At 40.0% G+C, this 23906-nt stretch carries 19 protein-coding genes; 13 read left to right on the forward strand and 6 right to left on the reverse strand.

What is annotated here, in order from left to right; genetic code table 11:
- Positions 1-55 precede the first annotated feature (55 nt).
- From LV85_RS07420 to LV85_RS07440, 5 genes are all read right to left on the reverse strand, one after another.
- Entirely contained in the window at positions 56-1468 is a 1413-nt protein-coding gene (locus LV85_RS07420; RefSeq protein WP_111317733.1) for a sigma-54-dependent transcriptional regulator, read from the reverse strand.
- 3 nt (positions 1469-1471) lie between these two features.
- Positions 1472-1912: a response regulator gene (locus tag LV85_RS07425; RefSeq protein WP_111317737.1), complete on the reverse strand. Its 441-nt coding sequence runs from the start codon at positions 1910-1912 to the stop codon at positions 1472-1474.
- Between the two features lie 67 nt (positions 1913-1979).
- Positions 1980-2231: a hypothetical protein gene (locus LV85_RS07430; RefSeq protein ID WP_146260442.1), complete on the reverse strand. Its 252-nt coding sequence runs from the start codon at positions 2229-2231 to the stop codon at positions 1980-1982.
- A 33-nt stretch (positions 2232-2264) separates the two neighbouring features.
- Positions 2265-2450 carry a CsbD family protein gene (locus LV85_RS07435; RefSeq protein ID WP_111317742.1) on the reverse strand — a complete coding sequence of 62 codons (186 nt, stop codon included), beginning with the start codon at positions 2448-2450 and terminating at the stop codon, positions 2265-2267.
- A 55-nt stretch (positions 2451-2505) separates the two neighbouring features.
- Positions 2506-2658, reverse strand: coding sequence for a lmo0937 family membrane protein (locus tag LV85_RS07440; RefSeq protein ID WP_111317745.1), 153 nt, complete (start codon positions 2656-2658; stop codon positions 2506-2508).
- A gap of 189 nt (positions 2659-2847) precedes the next feature.
- On the opposite strand from LV85_RS07440, the gene LV85_RS07445 reads away from it, so the two are divergent.
- The 8 genes from LV85_RS07445 (at position 2848) to LV85_RS07480 (ending at position 11105) form a co-directional block, all read left to right on the forward strand.
- Positions 2848-4287, forward strand: coding sequence for a sensor histidine kinase (locus LV85_RS07445; RefSeq protein ID WP_111317747.1), 1440 nt, complete (start codon positions 2848-2850; stop codon positions 4285-4287).
- 100 nt (positions 4288-4387) lie between these two features.
- Positions 4388-4831 carry a response regulator gene (locus tag LV85_RS07450; RefSeq protein ID WP_111317917.1) on the forward strand — a complete coding sequence of 148 codons (444 nt, stop codon included), beginning with the start codon at positions 4388-4390 and terminating at the stop codon, positions 4829-4831.
- A 6-nt stretch (positions 4832-4837) separates the two neighbouring features.
- Complete coding sequence (locus tag LV85_RS07455) at positions 4838-6283, forward strand: hybrid sensor histidine kinase/response regulator (RefSeq protein WP_245942201.1); 1446 nt, start codon at positions 4838-4840, stop codon at positions 6281-6283.
- Positions 6284-6598: 315 nt separating this feature from the next.
- Entirely contained in the window at positions 6599-7108 is a 510-nt protein-coding gene (locus tag LV85_RS07460) for a YdeI/OmpD-associated family protein (RefSeq protein WP_111317750.1), read from the forward strand.
- 63 nt (positions 7109-7171) lie between these two features.
- Complete coding sequence (locus tag LV85_RS07465) at positions 7172-7891, forward strand: LamB/YcsF family protein (RefSeq protein WP_111317753.1); 720 nt, start codon at positions 7172-7174, stop codon at positions 7889-7891.
- The gene (gene pxpB / locus LV85_RS07470; protein WP_111317755.1) at positions 7888-8583 is read left to right on the forward strand and encodes a 5-oxoprolinase subunit PxpB; all 696 of its coding nucleotides are present in this window, start codon (positions 7888-7890) and stop codon (positions 8581-8583) included. The genes LV85_RS07465 and pxpB overlap by 4 nt, the downstream gene beginning before the upstream one ends.
- The gene (locus LV85_RS07475; protein ID WP_111317758.1) at positions 8580-9440 is read left to right on the forward strand and encodes a 5-oxoprolinase subunit C family protein; all 861 of its coding nucleotides are present in this window, start codon (positions 8580-8582) and stop codon (positions 9438-9440) included. The genes pxpB and LV85_RS07475 overlap by 4 nt, the downstream gene beginning before the upstream one ends.
- A gap of 153 nt (positions 9441-9593) precedes the next feature.
- Positions 9594-11105, forward strand: a complete 1512-nt coding sequence (locus tag LV85_RS07480) for a DUF4301 family protein (protein WP_111317761.1) — start codon at positions 9594-9596, stop codon at positions 11103-11105.
- A 62-nt stretch (positions 11106-11167) separates the two neighbouring features.
- Here LV85_RS07480 and LV85_RS07485 read toward each other — a convergent pair whose 3' ends face one another.
- The gene (locus LV85_RS07485) at positions 11168-12331 is read right to left on the reverse strand and encodes a THUMP domain-containing class I SAM-dependent RNA methyltransferase (protein ID WP_111317764.1); all 1164 of its coding nucleotides are present in this window, start codon (positions 12329-12331) and stop codon (positions 11168-11170) included.
- A gap of 192 nt (positions 12332-12523) precedes the next feature.
- On the opposite strand from LV85_RS07485, the gene LV85_RS07490 reads away from it, so the two are divergent.
- The 5 genes from LV85_RS07490 to LV85_RS07510 all read left to right on the forward strand — a co-directional run bounded on the left by LV85_RS07490 (position 12524) and on the right by LV85_RS07510 (position 23906).
- Positions 12524-13906 carry a 3-keto-disaccharide hydrolase gene (locus LV85_RS07490; RefSeq protein WP_111317767.1) on the forward strand — a complete coding sequence of 461 codons (1383 nt, stop codon included), beginning with the start codon at positions 12524-12526 and terminating at the stop codon, positions 13904-13906.
- A gap of 24 nt (positions 13907-13930) precedes the next feature.
- The gene (locus LV85_RS07495; protein WP_111317770.1) at positions 13931-15277 is read left to right on the forward strand and encodes a Gfo/Idh/MocA family protein; all 1347 of its coding nucleotides are present in this window, start codon (positions 13931-13933) and stop codon (positions 15275-15277) included.
- Positions 15278-15786: 509 nt separating this feature from the next.
- Complete coding sequence (locus LV85_RS07500) at positions 15787-18801, forward strand: SusC/RagA family TonB-linked outer membrane protein (protein WP_111317773.1); 3015 nt, start codon at positions 15787-15789, stop codon at positions 18799-18801.
- Between the two features lie 6 nt (positions 18802-18807).
- Complete coding sequence (locus LV85_RS07505; RefSeq protein WP_111317776.1) at positions 18808-20481, forward strand: RagB/SusD family nutrient uptake outer membrane protein; 1674 nt, start codon at positions 18808-18810, stop codon at positions 20479-20481.
- A gap of 353 nt (positions 20482-20834) precedes the next feature.
- Positions 20835-23906: a SusC/RagA family TonB-linked outer membrane protein gene (locus LV85_RS07510; protein WP_111317779.1), complete on the forward strand. Its 3072-nt coding sequence runs from the start codon at positions 20835-20837 to the stop codon at positions 23904-23906.

A 23906-nucleotide genomic window follows, 5' to 3' on the forward strand; every position in this document is an offset into this window, starting at 1 on the left:
AAAAGGGCATAAAAAAATCCGGAACTAGGTCCGGATTAAGGTAAGTGCAACTTTTCTACAAATCGTACTGCTTCATTTTATTGAAGAGTGTTTTGCGATCTATGCCTAATTGTTTGGCAGCTTGAGTTCTATTGTATTTGACTTCTTCAAGGACTTTTTTCAATACCTCAGCTTCAGCTTCAGCAGCAGCATTTTTTAGATTCAAAGGCATTTTACTTGCTCTATTTTCTGACTTGTCAGAGTCTGAATCCGTGAAATTAAATTTCTGTGAATAAACGATTTCTGGTGGAAGTGCCGAAACTGACATCTTGCCTCCATCGGTCAGAAGTGTTGCTCTACGGATTACATTGAGCATCTCTCGCAAGTTACCTGGCCATGGATATTCTTTTAGTACATCCATCACCTGCTCCTCAAAGCCAAATACTTTCTTATTCAATTCGGCATTGGAAAGCTCCAAGAAATGGTAAGCAAATGCTTCAATATCCGCCTTTCTATTCCTTAAAGGCGGAACAGTGATACTAAATTCATTGAATCTAAAATACAGATCTTCTCTAAACTTCCCTTCAGAGACAGCCTTTCTCAAGTCTTCATTGGAAGCTACCAGAATTCTCACATCAATGGATTTATCCTTAGTTCCTCCGATTCTTCTTAGCTTTCGCTCCTGAACCAATCTGAGTAGTCCAACCTGAGTTTCGTAAGATAGATTAGAGATTTCATCTAAAAAGATTGTACCTCCATCAGCCAATTCAAATTGCCCAGGCTTCTCTGTCAGAGCTCCGGTAAAAGATCCTTTTTCATGCCCCCAAAGCTCACTTCCTGCTAGCTCTTTAGTCAATGCGCCACAATCCACCGCGATAAATGGTTTTCCTGCACGCTCACTTTGATCATGTATAGTTCGAGCTATATTTTCCTTACCTGCTCCACTTTCTCCGTAGATCACGACGCTTAGGCTAGTCGGTGCTACTAAGGCTACTTCCTTGTACAATTTTTTTGACTCTGCTCCTGTACCTTTTAGGTACTTGGAGTCAGCCTTTTGGCTTTCGGTATCAGTTTCTTTTTTGAGTTGAGTAGCCTTTGTGAAAGTTTGAGATTTGGATTTGCTGGCTTTGGATGCGGCTAATGCCCTTTCTATCAGGTTGATTATTTCATCTGGAATCAGTGGTTTGGTCACATAGTCAAATGCGCCATTTTTTATCACTTCCACTGCAATTTTCACATCGGCATAACCTGTAATTATCGCCACTTGCGTACCAGGAGACATCTCTCTTACCTTCATCAGCACATCTCTACCTTCCATATCCCGCAACTTGAAGTCACAGAAAATAAGGTCGAAAAATGTTTTTTTGACCATATCCAGGCCGTTTTTTCCTGAAATTGTAGTTTCTACATCGTAGCCCTTCTTAGTGAGAAATCGCTCCAGAAGTTGACAGATATCTATATTATCATCAATTACGAGAATCTTAGCCATGATTTACTTGGTGTTGTTTGAGTTTAATAATTGACTCTGGACTACCTGATCCAGTCGCGCAATATTGAATGGTTTACTAAGGAAGTCTAAAGCTCCATTTTGGATTGCTTCCATTTTCACTTCATTATGATCAAAGGCACTCATCATGATCACTTTGGACTTCAGCTTTCCTGAATTGATATACTTGAGTTCGTTCAAGCCATTACCATCAGGAAGGTTTACATCCAAAAAGACTAATTCAGGTTGGGATTCATTGAACATTTTTCTACCCTCTTTCAGTGTGCCTGCTGCCAATACTGAGAAACCAATTCTTCCTAGGAACCTAGATAAAAGTGCTCTGATTTCAGGTTCATCATCTATTACAAGGATTCGATTATTCTTCATCACATGGTTATCTACTCTGGTCAAGACAGGGATACATTTTTCATAAGTTGGGTTATTCAAATATCTGAGGTTATGTAAGAAAAGGTGCAGCTAAAGGCCACACCTTTTCAAAATTCTAAACCTATTTCTATTTCACTTTATCTACTTTTTCTTTGGCAGACTGGAGTGCTGTTTTAGTAGCTTCCAGGCCTTCTGATTTCACTTCCAATAGCTTGGTCTTCAAGTCGCCAATGATAGTTTGGAAATCTCCCAATAAGTTATTCAACTTTTCTTTTTGAGGTCCAAAATCATCCTTGTTCTTATAAAGATATGCTCCTACCATTGCGCCTGTTACTAGTCCGCTGAGCCAAAGGGTTTTGTTTATTGCTGATTTATTCATTGTGTTTGTAGTTGTAACTGTTAGAGTTGAGTTTCAGATTCCATTAATTTCCTCGAGGATCTCTTCTTTGGTCTTGCCCACTTTTTTCTGTAGGCGACCCCAAAGTTCATCTTCCTTACCTTCTGCAAAAGTCAAATCGTCTTCGGTTAGTTCACCGTACTGTTGTTTCAATTTACCTTTGAGAACGTTCCAATTTCCTTTTATTTCTGTAATATTCATGGCTTGGTTGGTTTAGAGTTTCAAAATTCAATGCTTAGATTTCCACTATGCGAAACTAGACGCCTCGCCCAGAAATCAATCTGAATAGCACAGCGATGACAGCTAATACTAATAATACATGAATCAATCCTCCTGCGCTATAGGCGAATACTCCGACTAGCCAGCCGATCAAAAGAATTACTGCGATGAAATACAATAAAGAACTCATAGTTTTGGTGTTTAGGTTGTTTGATTAATTTATATCTGTTAGTTCAACAGGCATGCCCTATTTTAACAAATCATCAAAAGCAGGGTTAATCAGGTCATATAAGCCTTTAAATCTATTTAAGCACCAAGTTGCTACTAGTAAACACAAACTTAACGAGTAATTAATTCCCCATGTGGGGGAAATATCCAAATGAAAAACGAACAAAACCCATCCATACGTCAAGTCAAAATCTACTCGATCGTAACGCTTGTCCTAATTATTATAGGATCTGCTGTTTCCTATTGGACTGCAGATCGTATAGAATATTATACCACTGGGGTGATGCATACTTCCGATGTTCTTCAGCGAACGGGAGAACTATATTCAAGTATTCTTGAAAGGGAAACCAATATCAGAGGATATGTACTGACTGGAAACCCAGAGTTTTTGAGCCATTACAATCAATCTAATGTGGATGCTGAACGTCTTTTGACTCAGCTACAAGCACTGACAATGAATAATGGTCAGCAGCAAAACAACATTGAAGAGCTTAGAGGGCTTATAAATTCTAGAGTAAGGACATTTGATGCTTCCATAGCCTATATGGAGACAAATGGTAATCTAGAAGGCTTTATAGATCCTAACAAAGTAAATAACGCTTTGATTGGCTATAAAATGATCAAGGAAGTCGTTTTACGGATCAATGATGTAGAGAACAAACTTTTCCAAAAAACCAATCAGAGCTTGTTCAATAACATAAACGCCTTACCCTTTATAGTTGGACTTATTTCGGTTTTCTCTATTACTATCGGACTTGTGACCTTTTTCTCGATTTACCAATACAACAAGGCGCAGCTTGCGGCACATGAAAAAATCACCTTGTTTCAGCAAAAACTCAGAGATCAAATCAAACTCCTTGATGACTCAAATAAGGAATTGGAGCAATTTGCCTATGTCGCTTCTCATGATTTGCAGGAACCTCTACGCAAAATCACAGCTTTCTCAGATCTGCTCAATGAGCAATACAAAGATAAACTAGAAGGTGATGGAGATTTATATTTAAATAGAATCACGGCTTCAGCAGTTCGAATGAGGCGATTAATAACTGATTTATTGGAATACAGTAGAGCAGGTAAAATTGACAATGAAAATATAAAAACTGTTAAACTATCGAAAACCATTTCTGAGATTATAGAGGACTATGAAATAGCCATCCAGGAAAAATCAGCGGCGATATCTCTAGGTAAATTGCCTAAGGTAAAAGGCTCAGAAACAGAATTTCGCCAGGTGTTTCAAAATTTAATTTCAAATTCTCTGAAATTTTCTAAACCAAATCTTAATCCAGTTGTTACCATCAATTCTGAGAAAGCAAATCAAGAACTCATCCATAAATTCCCAACACTTGATACCTCTAAAAGCTACCATTTAATTAAAGTATCAGACAACGGGATAGGCTTTAATAAGGAACATGCAGATAGAATCTTCTCCATCTTCCAAAGGTTACATGGCAAGAAAGAATATGAGGGAACTGGAATTGGCCTTTCTATCGCCCGAAAAATAATAGAGAAAAATGGCGGAGTAATATTCGCCGAAAGTCAAAAAGATCAGGGATCAATATTCAATATCATATTGCCAGTGATCCAAAAATAACGGCCTATGGATCAGAAAATAAAAGAGTATATTTAATTAATAAAATCGTGCTTATCTTTTCAGCACAATTCAACCCTTGTTCGTCACAGACTATATGCTCATGTCCTTCGAGAAACCCATCCAGATCCTAGTCGCAGAAGATGACGAAGACGATAAATTATTAATCCTAAAGGCATTCGAAAGGACTTTGCCTAAGGAAAAAGTCACCTGCGTGGAAGATGGTGAGGCTCTGCTCAAATATTTGAAGCGAGATCCTCCTTACAACGATCTGGAGAAATACCCTAAACCGGACATTATCCTGCTAGATCTCAATATGCCACGCAAAGATGGCAGAGAAGCACTTGCTGAAATAAAAAGTATTGACGATCTGAAATCCATACCTGTGATAATTTTCACTACTTCAAATAGTGCTGATGACATTCAGATCACTTATAAAATGGGGTCCAGCAGCTTTATCACTAAGCCAGGATCTTTTGAGGAGCTAGTAAAAGTAACTGAAGAAATAGAAAATTACTGGTCAAAAACAGTCTTGTTGCCAGAGTAAAAAAGTATGATTAGTACAAATACAATAAGAATATTATACGTAGATGATGACCCCGATGATTTCTATCTGGTTTCCAGTCTACTGAAAAAAATCGCCGATACTACCTATGAGTTAGAAGGGGCCACCAGCCTCGAAGAAGCTATCCCAAAGCTGGATCAGAACTTCGATGTCTTCCTAGTAGATTACAGACTGGGCAAGGATACTGGGCTGGAGCTAATTCAAGAAATAAAATCACTCAACAAACATGTTCCAGTAATCATGCTCACAGGCATGAGCACTGGATCTATTGACCGAGAAGCGCTAACTTATGGTGCATCTGATTACTTGGTAAAAGGTGAATTTGATGCGCACACGCTGGATAGAACACTAAGATACGCCATCCGCGATGCCCAGTTGATGGAGTCACTTGCAAGTGCTGCGGTCAAATTCCGATCAATTTTCGAACTGGCATCGGATCCATTTCTCTTGATGAATGATGAAGGAAAGATCCTGGAAGCTAACCCTGCTTTTCTTAAAAAGTTTGGCCATAAGGCGTACGATCCCAGCTCCGACAAAAGCTTCTTCTTCAAAGACCTATTGCCTGAAGTAAGCTCAGCTCAAGAGCTGGAAAATTTGTTTTTCAAAGGTCAGGAGCTTTATGATATGGAAGCTCTGATGACGGTAAACCATGGACATACCATCAACAGCCTAATAAATATTGTAAAGCAGGATGTAAATATTTATCAGGTTTTGATCAAGGACCTAAGCGCCATCAAGGCCAAAGAAGAGGAAGAGCTCAACTTGAAGAAATTTTCATCTACGGGGAGAATAGCAAGGCTTCTGGCTCATGAGGTCAAAAACCCATTGACAACCATTTTACTTTCCGCAGATCAATTAAACTTGGAACTTCCCGCAGATGTGCGCGCTGAAAGTGGGGATTTGATAGATGTAATTCGTAGGAATTGTGATCGCATCAACCACCTCGTCACTCAGTTGCTGGACAGCACAAGATTCACTGAACTGGATGCCAAATCTCATAGCATCAACAGCTTACTGGATGAATCTTTGGAGCAGGTTCAAGATAGAATTGAGTTCAAAGGGATAACAATCGTCAAGCAGTACCAAACAGATATTTGTGATATTCATGTAGATGGTGAAAAAATAAAAATTGCCTTGATCAATCTGATCGTGAATGCGATAGAAGCAATGCCAGAAAAGACAGGGAAGCTAATCCTGAAAACAAGTATAAGGAATAACCATTGTAGAATTGAGATCAAGGATAACGGAGAGGGCATTCCAAAAGAAAATATAGAACGCCTATTTGAGCCATTCTTTACAAGCAAATCTACTGGATCAGGTCTTGGGCTTACCAATACCCAAAACATAATCCTGAGCCACGGAGGTTCTATTCGAGTAAAAAGTGAGGTTGGAAAAGGCACTTCATTTCTGATTTCCTTCAATCTTCAGAATTAATACTGTGCTACTCATCTAATTTCAGATCCCTTCAAATTTAGCTTTTGAAGGGATTTTTTTTACCTTAAATATCTTCAAGCCCATTAGTAAGAACCTTAATAACTAATCCCTTTTTCTACTTGAAGCATCTGATGCAATTTGCTACACAGGTACTCATACACCTCTGGTTAATTTGACTGCCAAAATGAATATACTTTCTGAGCCCGGAGTGATTGATTACTTCCTAAGCTATGACAATGAGAGTAGGCAGTCCTATTTGATTGAGCCAGGAAGATGTGAAACCGAACTAATAATCAGGCCAACAAAAGACTAGTAATGATCGAATTCCAAGGAAAATTAGCTGCATTCGAGTTTAACCACTGGCAATACCATATTCCTATTTCAAAGGAAATATCATCTCAAATGATGGATGATAAGAATCGTAGAGTCTTGATTTGGATCAAAGATGAAGGGCCCTTCCATATGGCACTGATGAAAGCCAAAGACTATTGGTACGTCTTGGTCAATCAGGAACTCAGGTCTCGATTCAAGTTGGATGAGAAACATACTTTCCCAATAAAAATAGATCGTGATCATAGTGAGTATGGCCACGAGATGCCAGAGGAACTCCAAGTCCTGATGGATCAAGATGAAGAAGGTGCCATGCATTTCAAAAAACTTCCTCCTGGACAACAGCGCATGATGGTCTATACCGTCAACAAAGTCAAAAATCCAGAAAGTAGAATGAAGAAAGCACTTGCCATTATTCATCATCTCAAACTAGGTAAAGGCAAACTAGACTACAAGCAACTGAACGAACTGATTAAGTATTACAATAAGTTGTAGTAAAAGCTCGATGACTTAGATGACATTTTGTATTTTAGAATTTAGTCCATTTTTCCCCTTACAATGAAGCAACTGCCAGAAATAAACTGTGATTTAGGTGAAGGAATCCCAAATGAACATCAACTCTTTCCTTTGATCGATAGAGCAAGTATAGCTTGTGGTGGGCATTTCGGTGATGAAAACACAATGAACGAAAGCATAGCATTGGCTAAGGAGTTCAGGAAAAAAATCGGTGCTCATCCCTCCTATCCTGATCAGAAAAACTTCGGTCGCAAAACGATGAAAATCTCTGGCAAAGAGCTAAAGAAGTCCATTTTGATTCAAATCCTGAAGTTTGAGCAATTGGCAGAAAAAGCTGAAATGTCGATGGATCATATCAAATTCCATGGAGCTTTATATAATGATGTCGCCGCAAATCCAGATCTCGCAGACAGCCTCAGTGATTTTATCGCCACCTATTTTCACAATACGCCGATCTTTGCACCTCCACATTCCCAGTTGGAAAAGTTTCTGACTGAGAAAGAATTATCCATTAAGATGGAGGTTTTCGGAGACCGAAGATATTTGGACAATTATCAGCTGATGCCCAGATCAGTCTTTGGTTCTCATATGACTACTGAACCAGAGATTTCAGCCCATCTCCAAACTTTGCTGGAGCAAGGGTATTTTATCTCAGATTCCGGGAAAAGATTACAATTGAATGCTAATACTATTTGCTTCCATGGTGACAATCCTGGCATTGGAGATTTTTTGCCTGCTATTAGAAAAAGATTCTGGAAATGAAGCCTATTTTAAAACGAATCTCCCAAGAGATCTGCGAGTTTGAATGGGAAGCGGCAATCTCGGATGTATTGCTTCAGCATCAATTAAGCTTTAAGGCTAAGCTTCAGGAAGACTTTTCTACAGAGATCTCTGAGCTTAGGATGGGCTTCAAAACCCTTGCAATACTCCTTTCCAAGCGAGTTGAAACTTCCGAGATTGAAGCTTGGTTAAAAGCCATTAGTTCAGAGCTATCCCTAAAGGCACTTCCAGCTAGAATTTGGCAAATCCCAGTTTGCTACTCTGACGAAACTGGGCGAGATCTAGAAACATTAGCAAAGCATAAAAACATCAGGCCAGAAGAACTTATCACCATACATTCACAAACGCTTTATCGACTTCATTTTTTCGGATTTTTACCTGGATTCATGTATTTGAATGGACTGCCAGAAGCATTATACGCATCAAGAAAAAGCATTCCTGATCGCTCTGTTCCAGTCGGCTCAATTGCCATCGGCGGCTCACAAACTGGGATTTATCCATCTTCCAGTCCAGGTGGCTGGCATTTGATCGGGCAGACTCCCCTTGCACTTTTTGATCCTAGCCAAGACAATCCAGTTTTCGCAAGTCCTGGAGAGCGAATAGAATTTCTTCCGATCAGCAAGCTAGAATTTGACCGGTTGACTAGGCATCCACATAAGCCAAAATTCAGATGATTCAAGCAACTGGTTATTTGAAAATAGTGAAAACTGGCCCAGGCACTTCCATCCAAGATGAAGGACGAACTGGTTTTGCTCAGTATGGAGTTCCACATTCGGGAGCCTTAGATTCTCAATCCTATCGCTGGGTCAATCATCTCTTGCGCAATCATATTGATGCTGCTGTATTAGAGATCTGCCAACCTGGATTGAAAATCAAATTTGACTCGGCTACAGAGATTTGCTTCGCTGGAGCAAAAACAGCTGTTAAGTTAAATGGCCAAGTTATTTCCAGTGCAGGAATTCAAGAAATCCGAGCAAATGATCACTTAGAAATTGGTGCATTTCAGGAAGGATCTATACTTTATTTGGGAATCAAAAAAGGCTTTCAATCTGAAAAAATCATGAATTCCAGGAGTTGGTACATGGGGGTCACTAGTTCTGATTATGCAAAAAAGGGAGATCTAATCCCCTATTTCACCAATCACTCACCATCATGCTATACTGCTTCTAAGGTAAAATGGGATTTCGTTTGGGCTCAGGAACGACGCATAAAAGTATATCCTGGTCCTGAATGGGATTTGCTAAATATGGAAAATAGAGAGCTCATCGAATCTATGGAATTCACTTTCTCTGAGCTCAAAAATAGAATGGCTATCCAATTAGCAGAATTACTTCCCAATTCTCTTCCGGAAATGGAAACTGCTCCAGTCTTCCCTGGCACTGTTCAGCTCACCTCTGGGGGTAAATTACTAGTACTTATGAAGGACGCACAAGTCACAGGTGGCTATCCTCGCATCCTTCAGCTATCCGAAGAAGCAATTGCTATTTTGGCACAAAAAAATCCTCATCAAAAATTCAAATTCCAGTTTTGAGCTAGGCCATGCTGTAGTGCGAGTCACAGGAATGAATAGGCCGTTTATGATAATTTCATCCTGCTGAGCGATCTTTCAAAAAAAATCCCAGTTCCAGCTTGAGGAAAGCCGCAAAGCCTATTATCTTACACTTTTACATTGACAATAAACCACATGGACACTCGCTTAAAAGACCAAATTTTGGAGCAGGGAATGAACCCTGAAACCGTAGCTCAGCAAATTGAACATTTCGAAAACGGCTTTCCTTTTCTAAACATCACCGCTCCCGCTACTCCAGGGGATGGAATCAAAGTATTGGATGATAAGGACTTGAAACATTTCCTGACTACCTATCCAGCCAAGGCTTCTGAGGTGGAAGTTTTGAAATTTGTCCCTGCCAGCGGTGCCGCATCTCGAATGTTCAAGGATCTTTTCGCTTTTCTAGAAGGTGATGGAGATATCAGCAAATCAGCTTTTGTTCAGAAATTCATGAACAATATTGAGAAGTTCGCTTTCTATGAGGATCTGAATAAGGCACTAGGAAGTCAAGAAAGCAGTATCTACCATGCGCTGGACACCAAAGATTATAAGAGCATTTTGGCCGCTTTGCTTTTGGATGAAGGCCTTGGTTACGGCAACTTGCCCAAGGGGTTGTTGAAATTCCATCGCTATACGGACAATAGAAGAACCCCTGCCTATGAGCACCTTATCGAAGGGGTTCAATATGCTATTGGAAAAGGGTCTATAGTGAAAATTCACTTTACTGTTTCGCCTGAGCACAGCGACAAATTCAAAGAGGAAATAGAAAAGATTCTTCCAGGAATCGAAAAACAATTTGGTGTCAATTTCGATATCAGCTATTCACAGCAGAAGAAATCTACCGATACTATCGCAGTTAATACCAACAACACGCCATTTACCGAAGAAGATGGTAGCATCTTATTCCGTCCTGCAGGTCACGGGGCATTGCTGGAAAACTTAAACGATGTCTCAGCGGACCTGATCTTTATCAAAAACGTGGATAATGTGGTTCCTGATAGATTGAAAGAGGAAACCAAAAAATATAAAATGGCCATTGGCGGATTGCTTTTGGAGGCTCAGGAAAAAGTATTTGCTGCTTTGAAGGGATTAGATAAATCCATTGACAAGCATTCTGTAAGCCGGGCAGAAAATGTATTTACGCAGGATATAGGCGGAAAATTACCTGAGGATTTTGATTCCAAATCTATCGAAGAACAGGGCGCTTTCCTTAAGGCCAAACTCAATAGACCTATGCGTGTATGCGGAATGGTGAAAAACACAGGGGAACCAGGCGGTGGACCTTTCTGGGTGAAAGAAGCTGACGGTTCCCAATCGCTACAGATTTTGGAAACTGCCCAGATAGATTTGAACCATCCTGCATCACAAGAACATTTCAATGCGGCTACACACTTCAACCCTGTTGATTTGGTCTGTGCAACTAGAAATTATAATGGAGAATCCTTTGACCTACTTGAGTTTCGGGATATGATGACAGGTTTTATCACAGAGAAGTCCAAAAGTGGTAAAGATCTTAAGGCGCTGGAATTACCAGGTCTTTGGAATGGTGCTATGGCAGGATGGAATACCATCTTCGTGGAAGTGCCACTAATCACCTTCAATCCTGTAAAAACTGTGAATGATCTCTTGAGAGAGGAACACCAGTAGAAGTTTAAAAGCTGAAGTCAAAAGTTAGAAATTTTCAGACTTCTGACTTCAGCTTTATGAATTTACTCTTCTTTTTTTCCTTCGTACAAATCGTACTTCAGCAAGCGGCAATCAATTGTACCGTTCCAGAATTCTATCCTCCGATTCGCTTTTAATCCAATCTTTTTGGCTAACTCAAGATTCCCGGTAAAAATGTAGCCCCTATATCCAGCACATTTCTGTTTGAGGAAGTCTCCCATTCGCTTGTAGGTGATTTCCAATTCATCGTTCTCCCCTAGCCTTTCTCCATATTCTGGATTGAACATGATCACTCCTCGTGGTTTTTCTGGGATTTCTGTTTCGGCGAAATCACAAACATGAAATTCGATCATATGATCCACTCCTGCCGTGATCGCATTCTCCTGCGCAAAAGAAATTGCCTGAAGAGAAATATCAGAAGCTATAATCTTCAGATCCGGCAATTCCATGATTTTGCTTTCCAGCTTCTTTTTCTTGGCCAAAAATGCTTGCTCATCATAACCCAAAATGTGCTGGAAAGAATAATGATCTCTATATAGTCCCGGGTATCGCTTAGTTGCCATAAGGGCAGCTTCGATGGCCAGAGTCCCCGAACCACACATAGGATTGATAAAAGGCACTCGAGTGTTCCATTCTGTAGCATAAATAGTCGCTGCAGCCAGCGCTTCCATCATTGGAGCTTTTCCTGGGATCTTGCGGTAACCATGTTTAGCGAGTGTATCACCAGAAGTATTGATATAAACAATGCACTGGGTTTCTTTCCAGTACACCTGAAAAACCAAGCCATTGAAATCCGAGCCAGAATCAGGTCTTCTTCCTTTCAACTCGCGAAAACGATCGACAATAGCATCTTTGACTTTCACATTGACAATCAGCGGAGTAGTGATACTTTCATTTTCTGCTACGGAATTGACAGAGAAATAACCATCCACATCTAAGTAATCTTCCCAAGGGATAGCTTTGAATCTGCGGTAGATATCGTCTGCATTTCTGAGGTAGAAAGATTTGATTTCATACAAAACCTGTGAGGCAGTGCGTAGGTAGAGATTAAGATCCATGCATTCTTCCATGGTTGCTCTTAATTCTATCCCAGTCCTCGTGACTGCTTCCGGCACATATCCGAGTTCTCGAACTTCCTTTTCCAAGTAAGAAACCGAGCGATCCTTACAGGTTATAAAAACTTTTCCTTTGAGGTTGAAATCAAGCATGCGCAAAAGTAATAAATCGAGCACTACATAAAGTCATTCGAAGAAATGAATATTCTTAGCACGTTTCGGACAGCTTAAATCATCTCTATTTCTGCACGAAACTCGCAAACGATTGCGTAACTTAACCTGATTGAGTTTGCTGCACTGCTACTAAATCTTGAATTTTATATGGAACAATAATACCTCATCACTATGAAATACACCCGTAATCTAATCGCGGTAATAATCACCTCTCTCGTCTTCGCTGGCTGCACTAGTGCTCAAAAAGCTGAGGATGGATGGACTAATCTATTCAATGGTAAGGATCTCAGCGGATGGAAGCCCGTAGCTGGCACAGCCACATTTGAAGTGGTGGACGGAGTGATCCAAGGAACATCTGTCGCCGGATCGCCCAACACTTTCCTAATTACCGAAGAAACTTATGGTGATTTCATCTTAGAACTTGATTTGAAGATAGAACACCTTTCAAGCAATTCTGGTGTAATGGCAAGAGGTCAGTTTGATCCTGCTGCTAGAGATGGCAAGGGCTTAGTCTTTGGCTACCAAATCGAAGCTGACCCATCCGACAGAGCATGGTCTGGAGGAGTTTATGATGAAGCAAGAAGAGGATGGTTATATCCACTTGATCTTAACCCAGCTGCCAAAACGGCTTTCAAAATGGGCGAATTCAACCACTACAGAATCGAAGCAATAGGTAATGAAATCAAAACCTGGGTGAATGGTCAGGAAGTAGCTTATGTAGTTGACGATATGGACAAAACTGGCTTTATCGGACTTCAAGTTCATGGGATACGAGATGCAAAGGATGCTGGAAGAAAGACTTCATTTAAAAATGTGAAAATCCAGACTGAAAACCTTGAACCAAAAGCATTTAACACAGATATTTTTGTAGTAAACAATAGCCTAAATTCACTCACCGCTTATGAGAAAAACAATGGATGGAAGCTGCTTTTCAACGGTCAAAATTCAGATGGATGGAAAGGTGCATACAAGGAAAATTTCCCTGAATCAGGTTGGTCTATCAATGATGGAATTTTGACAATAGCTGCTACAGACGGAAGTGAGTCGACCAATGCTGGTGATATCGTTACCACAGAACAATTTTCAGCATTTGACTTGGCATTCGAATTTAGATTGACAGAAGGAGCAAATTCTGGCGTGAAGTATTTTGTGACATTGTCTGAGGGAAATAAAGGCTCTGCAATTGGTCTAGAATTCCAAGTGCTAGATGACGCCAATCATCCTGATGCCAAAATGGGCAGAGATGGCAACCGTACCATGGCTTCTCTTTACGACCTAATCAAAGCAAACAAGCAAGGCAGATTCATCAAACCTGTGGGAGAATGGAACAAAGGACGTGTAGTAGTAACTCCAGACAATAATGTAGCGCATTACCTTAATGGAGTGAAAGTAGTAGAATACGAAAGAGGCTCAAAGGAATTCCGAGACTTGGTCGCAATCAGTAAGTATGCGAAATGGGACAACTTTGGCGAAGCTAAGGAAGGACATATTCTCCTTCAAGACCACGGCGATGAGGTGAGTTTCAAAAATATCAAAATCAAGTCGTTAAAATAAATACCCAAAATCAATCATAAACAGATGAACAACAACAGAAGAGACTTTATCAAAAAATCTACTGCTGCGACTCTCGGCTTGACAGCTTTGGGTTCTGCCGCTTTCTCGGCAAAATCCTATGGTAGAATTATAGGTGCTAATGAACGCTTGAATGTTGCCATTGCAGGACTAGGAAGACGTTTAGGAGCCTATTATGAGCCGATCGGCTTGAAATCCAGCAATGTAAACCTGATGTATCTCTGCGATGCAATGGAATCTCAGATGCCAAAAGCTGCTAAGAATTTTGCGAAGCATATAGACTATGCTCCCAAACTAGAGCAGAATGTCATGAAAGTGATGGATGACAAGGAAGTGGACTGCATGATCATCGCTACACCTGACCACTGGCATGCTCCAGGAACCTGGTTGGCTTTGGAAAGAGGCAAACACGTCTATGTAGAGAAACCATGCTCCCACAATCCTCATGAAGGCGAATTGTTGATTGCTTTGCAAAAAAAGTATGACAAAGTCGTACAAATGGGAAATCAGCAGCGCTCCGCTCCTGAAAGTCGTGAAATCATAGCTGCTATTCATAATGGTGAGATCGGCAAAGCTTATATGGCAAAAGCCTTTTATAATAATAACCGTGGTGCAGTTCCTAATCCCGTAGCAGCTCCTGCCCCTGCAGGACTGGACTGGGACATGTTCCAAGGGCCAGCGCCAAGAAAAGCCTATACCCATGATACTTGGGATTACAACTGGCACTGGTATGGTTGGGAATATGGAACAGCCGAAACTGGCAATAATGCAACTCACGAACTAGATGTCGCTCGTTGGGCACTTCAAGTAGACTATCCGTCTGAGGTGCTAGTTACTGCAGATAAGAGACACTTTGCCGATGATGGCTGGGAAATGTATGATACTATGGACGCCACATTCAAGTTTGGTAATGGCTCCGTGATTCAATGGGACGGAAAAAGTAGAAATAACTACAAAACCTATGGTTCTGATCGCGGAACGATCATCTATGGCACAGAAGGTTCTGTCTATGTAGATCGTGGTGGGTATAAGCAATTTGACATAAGAGGAAAGGAAGTCAAAAACAGTAAATCTTCAAGTAATGAAGCTGGCACTGCCCTTGGTGGTGGTGGTGATATGAGTACTACACACATCGTCAATTTCTTCAATGCTATTCGAGGCTTGGAAAAGCAAAACTCAAATATCGAGGAAGGTGCAGTGAGTACGCTACTTTGTCACCTTGCCAACATCAGCTATAGAACTGGTGAAAACCTGACCTGCGATCCTAGCAATGGGCATATCAAGAACTCCAAGAAGGCTTCTGCACTTTGGACAAGATCTTATGAAAAAGGTTGGGAGCCTCCTAAGGTCTAAGGGCTTCATTAAATAATTTATAAATCTATATAAGCATTCGTCTTAAATTTTATATAACTGTTATAAATAGTAAAATAACAGAATAGACCGGCATATGCTGGTCTATTCTATTTTAGGTCATATACCCTATATTTTCGAGCTTACATATACGGTTCCCAATAGTTTTTTAAGATTTTCTAAAAATAAATTGTGGACTACCGATTACTTTTTACTTGATAATTCAAGAAACTTTTCAGGAATTTTAGTAGGAATGAAAGCAAATTTGAGCAAATAAAAACCCACTAAAACACCGCTTAAATACCAATCAAGGCATATTATCACCAAATAACTTATAATCTAACCGCTCAACTGCGCAATCGATTTCGTAAATTAGATTTCAATATGCTTTCGAAATATTATCTATTGTTATACCTTAATGCACGGTAATATATTCTGAATTGCGCTTATACATTTGCGCAAGGTTTTGAATATCATTCCCAAAACAAATTTTATTAACAAAACCCAAAATTATGAAGCCAAAATTTTACACCTATCTAAGTGTACTATTCTTGCTGCTGATATCCATTTCGAATGGCTATGCCCAAGATGTACAAGTGAAAGGTACTATTTACGATGAGACTGGGCAGCCCTTACCAGGTGCAACCGTACTCGTAAAAGGAACTACAACTGGAACCACTTCTGACTTAGATGGCAAGTACGCCATTACAAGTCCAGCGGGTGGTACTCTTACTTTCTCTTTTATTGGTTACAATCCATTAGAGAAGGTAGTCGGTAACCAAAGCGTAATTGATGTCAATTTAACTCCAGACATTGATGATCTTGAAGAAGTCGTCGTAGTCGGATACGGTACAGCCAAAAAGAGTCAGTTGACCGGTGCAATTTCTTCGGTAGGATCAAAGGAAATTCAAGAATTACCGATCAAAGATGCAAGACAAGCACTTCAAGGACGAGCTGCTGGTGTCGATGTAACACAAGCAGGATCTAAACCAGGAGCCTCTCCTCAGGTAAGAATCAGGGGTAGAAGATCATTTAACGCATCGAACGAACCTCTTTATGTAGTGGATGGTATTCCACTTGCTGGAGGAATCGATGATATCAACCCTCAGGATATCACTTCCATGGAAGTATTGAAAGATGCTTCCGCAACAGCTATTTATGGTTCTAGAGGATCTAATGGAGTAGTATTGATCACTACCAAAAGAGGAACTGTAGGCAAAACTGTAGTCTCCCTTGATGCTTATTATGGTATCAATAAATCTCTAGGTAGAATTGACGTGCTCAATGGTCCTGAGTTTGCAGAATACAAAAGGGAGTCCCGACGTACTTCAGGAGAATACCCTGCAGGACCTGCAACACCAGAAGCTGATGAGGCGCTTTTTGAGCCAATCGAGCTAGATGGTATTGCACAAGGTAGAACATCGGATTATGTTGATGGACTTACTCGAAATGGATCTATTCAGAGTTACCAGCTTGGTGTAAGTGGAGGTAGCGACAAGACCACCTTCTTCGTATCCGGTAACTACTTCAAAGATGAGGGGGTTATAATCAATCAGGATTATACTCGCTATACATTTAGAGCAAATATTGACCATCAGATTAGCAAAAACATCAAATTTGGTGTTTCCACATTAGTATCCTATAGTGAGAGAAATGGAGAGAACTTCAATCCTCTTGGTGGGGCTTTAGCAGAAAACCCACTTGGTAAGCCTTATGACGATGAAGGAAACTTGATCTTCCTCCCTACTTCTGATGGTTTGAGAACTAATCCATATGCAGAAATAGTAGATGGCGCACAAGAGGATTTGACGAAGAACTACAGAATTTTTAACAGTATTTTTGCACAGTGGGACATCCTTCCTAGTCTTAGCTATAGAATGGTATTTGGACCCGATATCACCATTAGTAGAGCTGGTAGATTTACAGGATCACAGACTAATTCAAGACGTGGTGGTGCACCAACTGGTAGCGTAGATGATAGGTTCACATTCAACTACACCTTAGAGAATATCTTGACTTTCAACAAGACCTTCAATGAGGATCACAATCTGAACGTCACAGCTCTTCAATCTATCCAAAAGGATAAATTTGAACAAAGCACCATTTCTGTACTTGGGATTCCTGCTGAAAGTCAGTTATATCATAGACTTGGTGATGCTTCGCAAATCACGGGAGCGAATACAAACTTGGTAGAATGGTCTCTGATGTCATTCATGGGGAGAATCAACTATGACTTCAAAAACAAATACCTGATTACCGGTACATTAAGAGCAGATGGTAGTTCTCGATTTGGAGAAAACAACCGTTTTGCTTATTTCCCTTCTGTTGCAGTGGGTTGGAATATTCACTCAGAAGGATTTATGCAAAACTCTTCTATAGATCAACTGAAGTTAAGAGCATCCTACGGTTCCATAGGTAATCAAGCAATTAGTCCTTACCAGACACAGGCCTTATTGGGTAGAACTAGTTATGCTTATGATAATACTGCTGCTTTTGGTTATGGACCAGGTACAATTGGTAACCCGGATTTAAGATGGGAAACATCAACTACCCTTAACTTAGGTTTGGATTTTGCCATATGGAAAAGTAGAATTTTTGGTTCTTTAGAGTACTACATCACTAATACTAGTGATCTATTGGCCCCTCAGCCACTTCCAAACTCAATTGGATTTGGTGGATTCACCACTAATATCGGTGAAACTCAAAACAGAGGTATAGAACTTACTCTTTCTACATTGAACATTGAGAAAGGAAGCTTCATATGGTCTTCTGATATTGTTTTCACCAAAAACACAGAGGAAATCATCTCTCTACCAAATGGTGATGATATCTCTGCCGGTAGATTCATTGGGCAGCCTTTGACTATTTTCTATGATTATAAGAAAATAGGGATCTGGCAACTGGATGAGTTAGATGAAGCGACTTCTTACGGAGGTGTTCCTGGAGAAATCAAAGTTGAAGACTACAATGGAGATGGTGTAATAAACTCAGATGATAGACAATTCTTAGGTTCTGCAGTACCTGATTTTGCTTTAGGATTCACAAATAGATTTAACTACAAAGGCTTCGATTTGTCATTCTTCATTTATGGTAGGTTCGGATACATGATTGAATCTCAGTTTCACACAGGTAACAACTCTCTAGCAGGTAGATACAATAACTTGGATATTGATTATTGGACTCCTGACAATCCTACTAATGCCTATCCAAGACCAAACGTAAATCAGGAGAGCGCGAAATATGCAAGTTCTATGGAGTACTTTGATGGTACCTTTATTAAGATAAGAAACATCAATTTCGGATACAATTTTACACCTGAGGCTGCAAAGAAAATTGGCATGACTCATTTGAGAATTTACACAAGTATCCAGCAGCCATTTATTTTTGCCAATTACCGATCTGAGCACAAGGGGATTGACCCTGAGGTGTATTTAGATGGTGAGCAAGGTGTAGGTGGTGGTGCAGTTAATGCAAATGTATCCCCTGCTGTTACTTCTTTCACTTTTGGTATTAACGCTAAATTCTAATCAACAATGAAAAAATTAGCTATAAATATAAAATACTGGGCTAAATCAACAGCCCTAATACTTGGACTTTCGGCAGCAGTTTCCTGTGACGGTTTTCTCGAAGAAGATGTCACTGCGCGAATTGGTAATGATTACCTGAACACTCCTAAAGGCATGAACGATGGAATTAATGCGGCATATAGTTCTATGCGCTTATGGTATGGGACTGAGCGAGGTAATAACTTCACAATCTTTGGAACCGACCTCTTCACCAATGGTGCTGATGGTTCCTGGAAGTTTATGAATACCTATACCAATCAGTTTGATTCCCAGAATGGTCATGCTCGTGAAGTATGGGATGGTTTTTATGCTGGAATAAACACCTGTAATGCAGTGATCGATAGATCTGTGAACCTCACTGGTATATCTCAGGAATTGATTGATCAGCGAGTTTCTGAAGCTAAATTCATCAGAGCGCATCATTATTTTATTTTGGTGCAGTTATTTGGAGGTGTCGATCTTCAGCTTTCAGAAACGTCCGTGCCTACTAAAGAAGTAACTCGATCATCTGTAGAAGCAGTTTATTCCGCTATCATTTCTGATTTAGAATCAGCTATTCCAAATTTGGAAGCTAGTGCACAATCAGCTGACTACGGAAGAGCTACCCGGGCTGCTGCAGAGCATTTACTCGGAAGAGTCTATATTACCAAAGCTACTTCGGAAGCTGGTGAAGCAGCAGATTATTCTAAAGCTGAGCCTTTACTTCAAAGTGTCATAGACAATTACGGATTAGCGCTGCTTCCTGATTTTGGCAACGTGTATGCTTTTGGAAACGAAATCAACACTGAAGTCATCTGGTCAACTCAATACACTTATGATCCTTTGACCAATGGTGGAGGTAACAACTCACATGTTTTCTTCCTAATGGAATATGATGTACAACCGGGAATGCAGAGAGATACGGAGAATGGTAGACCGTTTAAGCGATATAAATCAACGGATTACACATTGAACACTATCTTTGCTGATAGGGAAAATGACTCAAGGTATAAAAAAACCTATGTGGATCATTTCTTATCCAATCGACCTGGTACTTATAATACTACTTTCGATAACTCCAAAGCTACTGTCACCTTTGAGCAAGGAGATACTACTATGTGGCTGCCAGGATACAATATGTCAGCTGCCGAAAGAGCTAAATACCCATATCAGGTAATGACTCCTGAACTTTACACTGAACGTCTATTTCCTTCTGTGAAAAAGCAATTGGATCCGGGACGTGCAGATCGTACGCAGTTTGAAGGTGGACGTGATTATATCGCCATGCGCTTAGCAGATACTTATTTGCTTCTTGCTGAGGCTCAATTTAGACAAGGAAAAATGGATCTGGCTACGGAGAACATCAATACTGTAAGAAGAAGAGCTGCCTTCCCAGGTAAGGAATCTGAAATGGAAATCTCTGCTTCTGAGCTAACTTTTGAGTTTATCACAGAAGAAAGAGCTAGAGAACTTATCGGTGAGCAAACTAGATGGTTAGATCTAAAAAGATGGGGAATCTTGGTAGAGCGAGTGAAGGCATATAATCCTTCTCAAGCCGCTACAAATATTCAAGATTTTCACACATTGAGACCAATTCCGCAAAATCAAATTGACAGAGCGGAAGGAAATGCAAGTGCTTTCCCTCAAAACCCAGGATATTAAGTTTATCCCTGAAATACAAAATTAAATATTTAAAGAGCTGCTTCAGATTTGAAGCAGCTCTTTTTTATTTTGTACGCATGCCTACTATATAATATTTTCATAGCATCAATTATATGTTTATTTCAGCATTAAACACAGTTTTTGCTGACATAAACACATAAAATCTCATTTCAAACAAAAAAGTCCGAAAATCAATAAACTACCTGTAGAGATCACGAAAACGATTGCGCCGATAAATGGAGGGGGCATTAGGGCGTACGAACTATTTTATTTTAATTGGACTGTTAATTATTCTTAATTCAGGTTAATTAACAGCTAAGCAAACTTATTCATTAACAATTAACCCCCTACTTATGCGGTACAAATTTTACCAAAACCTCTGGTTGATTGTATTTTCCTTGTGTATAAGCGTCACCATGGCGCAGGCACAAGAAGTACAAATCACTGGAACTGTTTTAGATGAAACAGACATGGCTCTGCCTGGAGTCACGGTTCTATTAAAAGGCACAACAACAGGTACAACTACTGATCTCGATGGAAAATACAGCATTAATGCTACACGTGATGGCGTGTTAGTATTTTCATTTATTGGGTATGATCCAATCGAAATGGCTATTGGAAATCAGTCAGTAATAGATTTGAGAATGAACCCTAACACTTCCGATTTGGAAGAGGTGGTGGTGATTGGCTATGGTTCTGCCAAGAAACGAGATGTGACTGGTGCAGTATCATCTGTCAACCCAAGCAAGCTCGAAAATGAAAACCCAAATTCGGTACAGGATATCCTAAGAGGAAATGCAGCTGGACTGAATGTAGGTCTAAGTACTTCTGCCAAAGGTGGTGGATCACTTCAAATTAGAGGGCAGACTTCCTTAAATGCGGGAAATTCTCCTCTATTGGTTTTGGACGGGGCTATCTACTATGGTGAATTAGCTGATATCAATCCTAATGATATTGAAAACTTAGAAGTCCTTAAGGATGCAAGTGCTGCGGCAGTTTTTGGAGCAAAGGCTGCTAATGGTGTAATCTTGATCACTACCAAAAAAGGTACAATTGGAAAGCCAACTATCAAATTCAATGCAAATGCTGGCCTTGCCACCACTGCTACTTTCCCTGATGTATATGGACCTGACGAGTTTATAAGCTGGAGAGAAGACGTTTTCAAAAGTATCAATGCTGGTGGATACCAGCCTTATGAATTCTCTGACCCAAGCACTCTACCAAGTGATATTTCATTGGAAGATTGGATGGCATACGATGGATCTTCCGGTGACCCTACTACAGTTTGGCTACAAAGGTTAAACATGCAGCCTGTAGAAATTGAAAATTACAAAGCTGGAAATTCTGTTGACTGGAGAGATAAAATTTTCCAGACTGGTTTCCGACAAGATTATACTGTAAGTCTTTCTGGTAGAACTGAAAACATCAATTATTACTGGTCTGTCGGATATATGAATAATGAAGGCATCATAATCGGTGATGAATATGAAACAATTCGTACCAGAGTCAATCTTGAAGGCAAAGTTAATAAGTGGCTGTCAGTAGGAATGAACGTTCAATTTGCAACACAAGATGAGAGTAACGTGCCAGTTAGCTGGGGACTTTACAGAACTCTATCTCCATGGGGATCAGAATACAATGAGGATGGCACTTACAGGTGGAGACCAAATGATGAGCAAAGTGGAGGAACACATCCATTTTATGACAGAACCTATATCGATAGAGTTGACAGAGATGTCAATATCAACTCTACCTTCTTTGCAGCAGTTAAGCTTCCATTTGGTTTCAATTTCAGAACCAACTTCACGCCTAGATTTGAGTATTACGAATACTTCAACCATCAATCTGCAGAGCACGAAGTATGGGGAGCATCTGGAGGAATTGCTTCTAGAAGACAGCGGAAAGAATACTACTGGCAAATTGATAATATCCTGACTTGGCAGAAGACTTTTGCTGAGAAGCATGACTTCAATGCTACTTTCTTGGTAAATGCTGAGAAATTCCAGTCATGGGATAATACGATGACCAACAATGGTTTTGAACCTCATGATCGTCTTGGCTATCATAACATTGGTGGTGGTATCAACCCACTTATTTCCAGTAACGACGAATATAGTACAGGTGATGCTCTGATGGGGCGTTTAATCTACTCTTATGATGGAAAATACTCTACTACCCTATCAGTTAGACGGGATGGTTATTCTGCCTTTGGTCAGAGTAATCCTAGAGCACTTTTCTATTCAGCTGCAGTTGGATGGGTTTTCTCAGATGAAAATTTCATCAATATTGATTGGCTAGACTTCGGTAAAATGAGATTTTCATGGGGAAGTAACGGTAACAGAGATATCGGTAGGTATGTAGCACTTTCTGATTTGAATACAGGTAAGTATTTCTACGAAAGACCAAGTGGGGAACTTTACCTTGTAAATCAGCTCTATGTAAATAGAATGCAAAATGATAATCTGCAATGGGAAAGAACAGAATCCTTCAACTTAGGTATTGACTTCTCTATACTCAAAACAAGATTGACTGGTACACTTGAGATGTACAAAATGTCCACTAGAGATTTGCTTGTACAGAGAAGCTTACCGGATTTCCTAGGTTTCAACTATGTTTGGGATAACCTAGGACAGGTAGATAACAAGGGTTTCGAACTAACCTTGAATTCAACAAATTTTGAAAGAAGTAACTTCGTTTGGAGAACGACTGCCAATTTCCAATTGAACAGAAATGAAATTGTAAGCCTGTATGGTGATTTGGACGAAAATGGTGTGGAACTAGATGACCCAAGCAACGGCTGGTTCATTGGTCATGCTATCGACCAGATTTGGAATTATAAAACCTTAGGAATTTATCAATCTGATGAAGCTGATTTAGCCGATAGTTATGGCGTGAAACCAGGTGATTTCAAAGTTGAAGATGTTGATGGAGATGGTAAATACACCAATGCTGACAGACAATTCCAAGGATATACAGAACCTAGATTCCGTTGGAGCTTGAGAAATGAGTTTACGATGTTCAAAAACATAGACTTCTCTTTCATGCTTTATTCCTACTGGGGACATGATGGCTCTTTCAACCAAATGAAAAACAGAGATGGATTCTTGGATAGAACTAGCTCTTATGTGACTCCATATTGGACCGAAGATAATCCAAACAATGAATGGGCGAGACTAAACTCAAGTGAAGGTAGTGCCGGTGGTTATAGCATTTACCGCAAAAAGTCCTTTATCCGTCTAGAAAATATTTCTATGGGTTATAATTTCCCTAAGCAATTGATAGAAAAGGCTAAGATCACAAATCTTCGTGTGTACGGAAGTATTAGAAATGTAGGATACTATGCGCCACAGTGGGACTTCTGGGATCCAGAAAACTCAGGACCTATCCCAAGATATTTCTCGCTTGGAATTGATGTTACATTGTAA

The organism is Algoriphagus chordae (assembly GCF_003254055.1).
Classification (GTDB): domain Bacteria; phylum Bacteroidota; class Bacteroidia; order Cytophagales; family Cyclobacteriaceae; genus Algoriphagus; species Algoriphagus chordae.

What these genes read in the sequence shown, in the direction of transcription:
- LV85_RS07420 (WP_111317733.1), bottom strand. Translation starts at nt 1,468, where the DNA reads ATGGCTAAGATTCTCGTAATTGATGATAATATAGATATCTGTCAACTT.
- LV85_RS07430 (WP_146260442.1), bottom strand. Translation starts at nt 2,231, where the DNA reads ATGAATAAATCAGCAATAAACAAAACCCTTTGGCTCAGCGGACTAGTA.
- LV85_RS07435 (WP_111317742.1), bottom strand. Translation starts at nt 2,450, where the DNA reads ATGAATATTACAGAAATAAAAGGAAATTGGAACGTTCTCAAAGGTAAA.
- LV85_RS07440 (WP_111317745.1), bottom strand. Translation starts at nt 2,658, where the DNA reads ATGAGTTCTTTATTGTATTTCATCGCAGTAATTCTTTTGATCGGCTGG.
- LV85_RS07445 (WP_111317747.1), top strand. Translation starts at nt 2,848, where the DNA reads ATGAAAAACGAACAAAACCCATCCATACGTCAAGTCAAAATCTACTCG.
- LV85_RS07450 (WP_111317917.1), top strand. Translation starts at nt 4,388, where the DNA reads ATGTCCTTCGAGAAACCCATCCAGATCCTAGTCGCAGAAGATGACGAA.
- LV85_RS07455 (WP_245942201.1), top strand. Translation starts at nt 4,838, where the DNA reads ATGATTAGTACAAATACAATAAGAATATTATACGTAGATGATGACCCC.
- LV85_RS07460 (WP_111317750.1), top strand. Translation starts at nt 6,599, where the DNA reads ATGATCGAATTCCAAGGAAAATTAGCTGCATTCGAGTTTAACCACTGG.
- LV85_RS07465 (WP_111317753.1), top strand. Translation starts at nt 7,172, where the DNA reads ATGAAGCAACTGCCAGAAATAAACTGTGATTTAGGTGAAGGAATCCCA.
- pxpB (WP_111317755.1), top strand. Translation starts at nt 7,888, where the DNA reads ATGAAGCCTATTTTAAAACGAATCTCCCAAGAGATCTGCGAGTTTGAA.
- LV85_RS07475 (WP_111317758.1), top strand. Translation starts at nt 8,580, where the DNA reads ATGATTCAAGCAACTGGTTATTTGAAAATAGTGAAAACTGGCCCAGGC.
- LV85_RS07480 (WP_111317761.1), top strand. Translation starts at nt 9,594, where the DNA reads ATGGACACTCGCTTAAAAGACCAAATTTTGGAGCAGGGAATGAACCCT.
- LV85_RS07485 (WP_111317764.1), bottom strand. Translation starts at nt 12,331, where the DNA reads ATGCTTGATTTCAACCTCAAAGGAAAAGTTTTTATAACCTGTAAGGAT.
- LV85_RS07490 (WP_111317767.1), top strand. Translation starts at nt 12,524, where the DNA reads ATGAAATACACCCGTAATCTAATCGCGGTAATAATCACCTCTCTCGTC.
- LV85_RS07495 (WP_111317770.1), top strand. Translation starts at nt 13,931, where the DNA reads ATGAACAACAACAGAAGAGACTTTATCAAAAAATCTACTGCTGCGACT.
- LV85_RS07500 (WP_111317773.1), top strand. Translation starts at nt 15,787, where the DNA reads ATGAAGCCAAAATTTTACACCTATCTAAGTGTACTATTCTTGCTGCTG.
- LV85_RS07505 (WP_111317776.1), top strand. Translation starts at nt 18,808, where the DNA reads ATGAAAAAATTAGCTATAAATATAAAATACTGGGCTAAATCAACAGCC.
- LV85_RS07510 (WP_111317779.1), top strand. Translation starts at nt 20,835, where the DNA reads ATGCGGTACAAATTTTACCAAAACCTCTGGTTGATTGTATTTTCCTTG.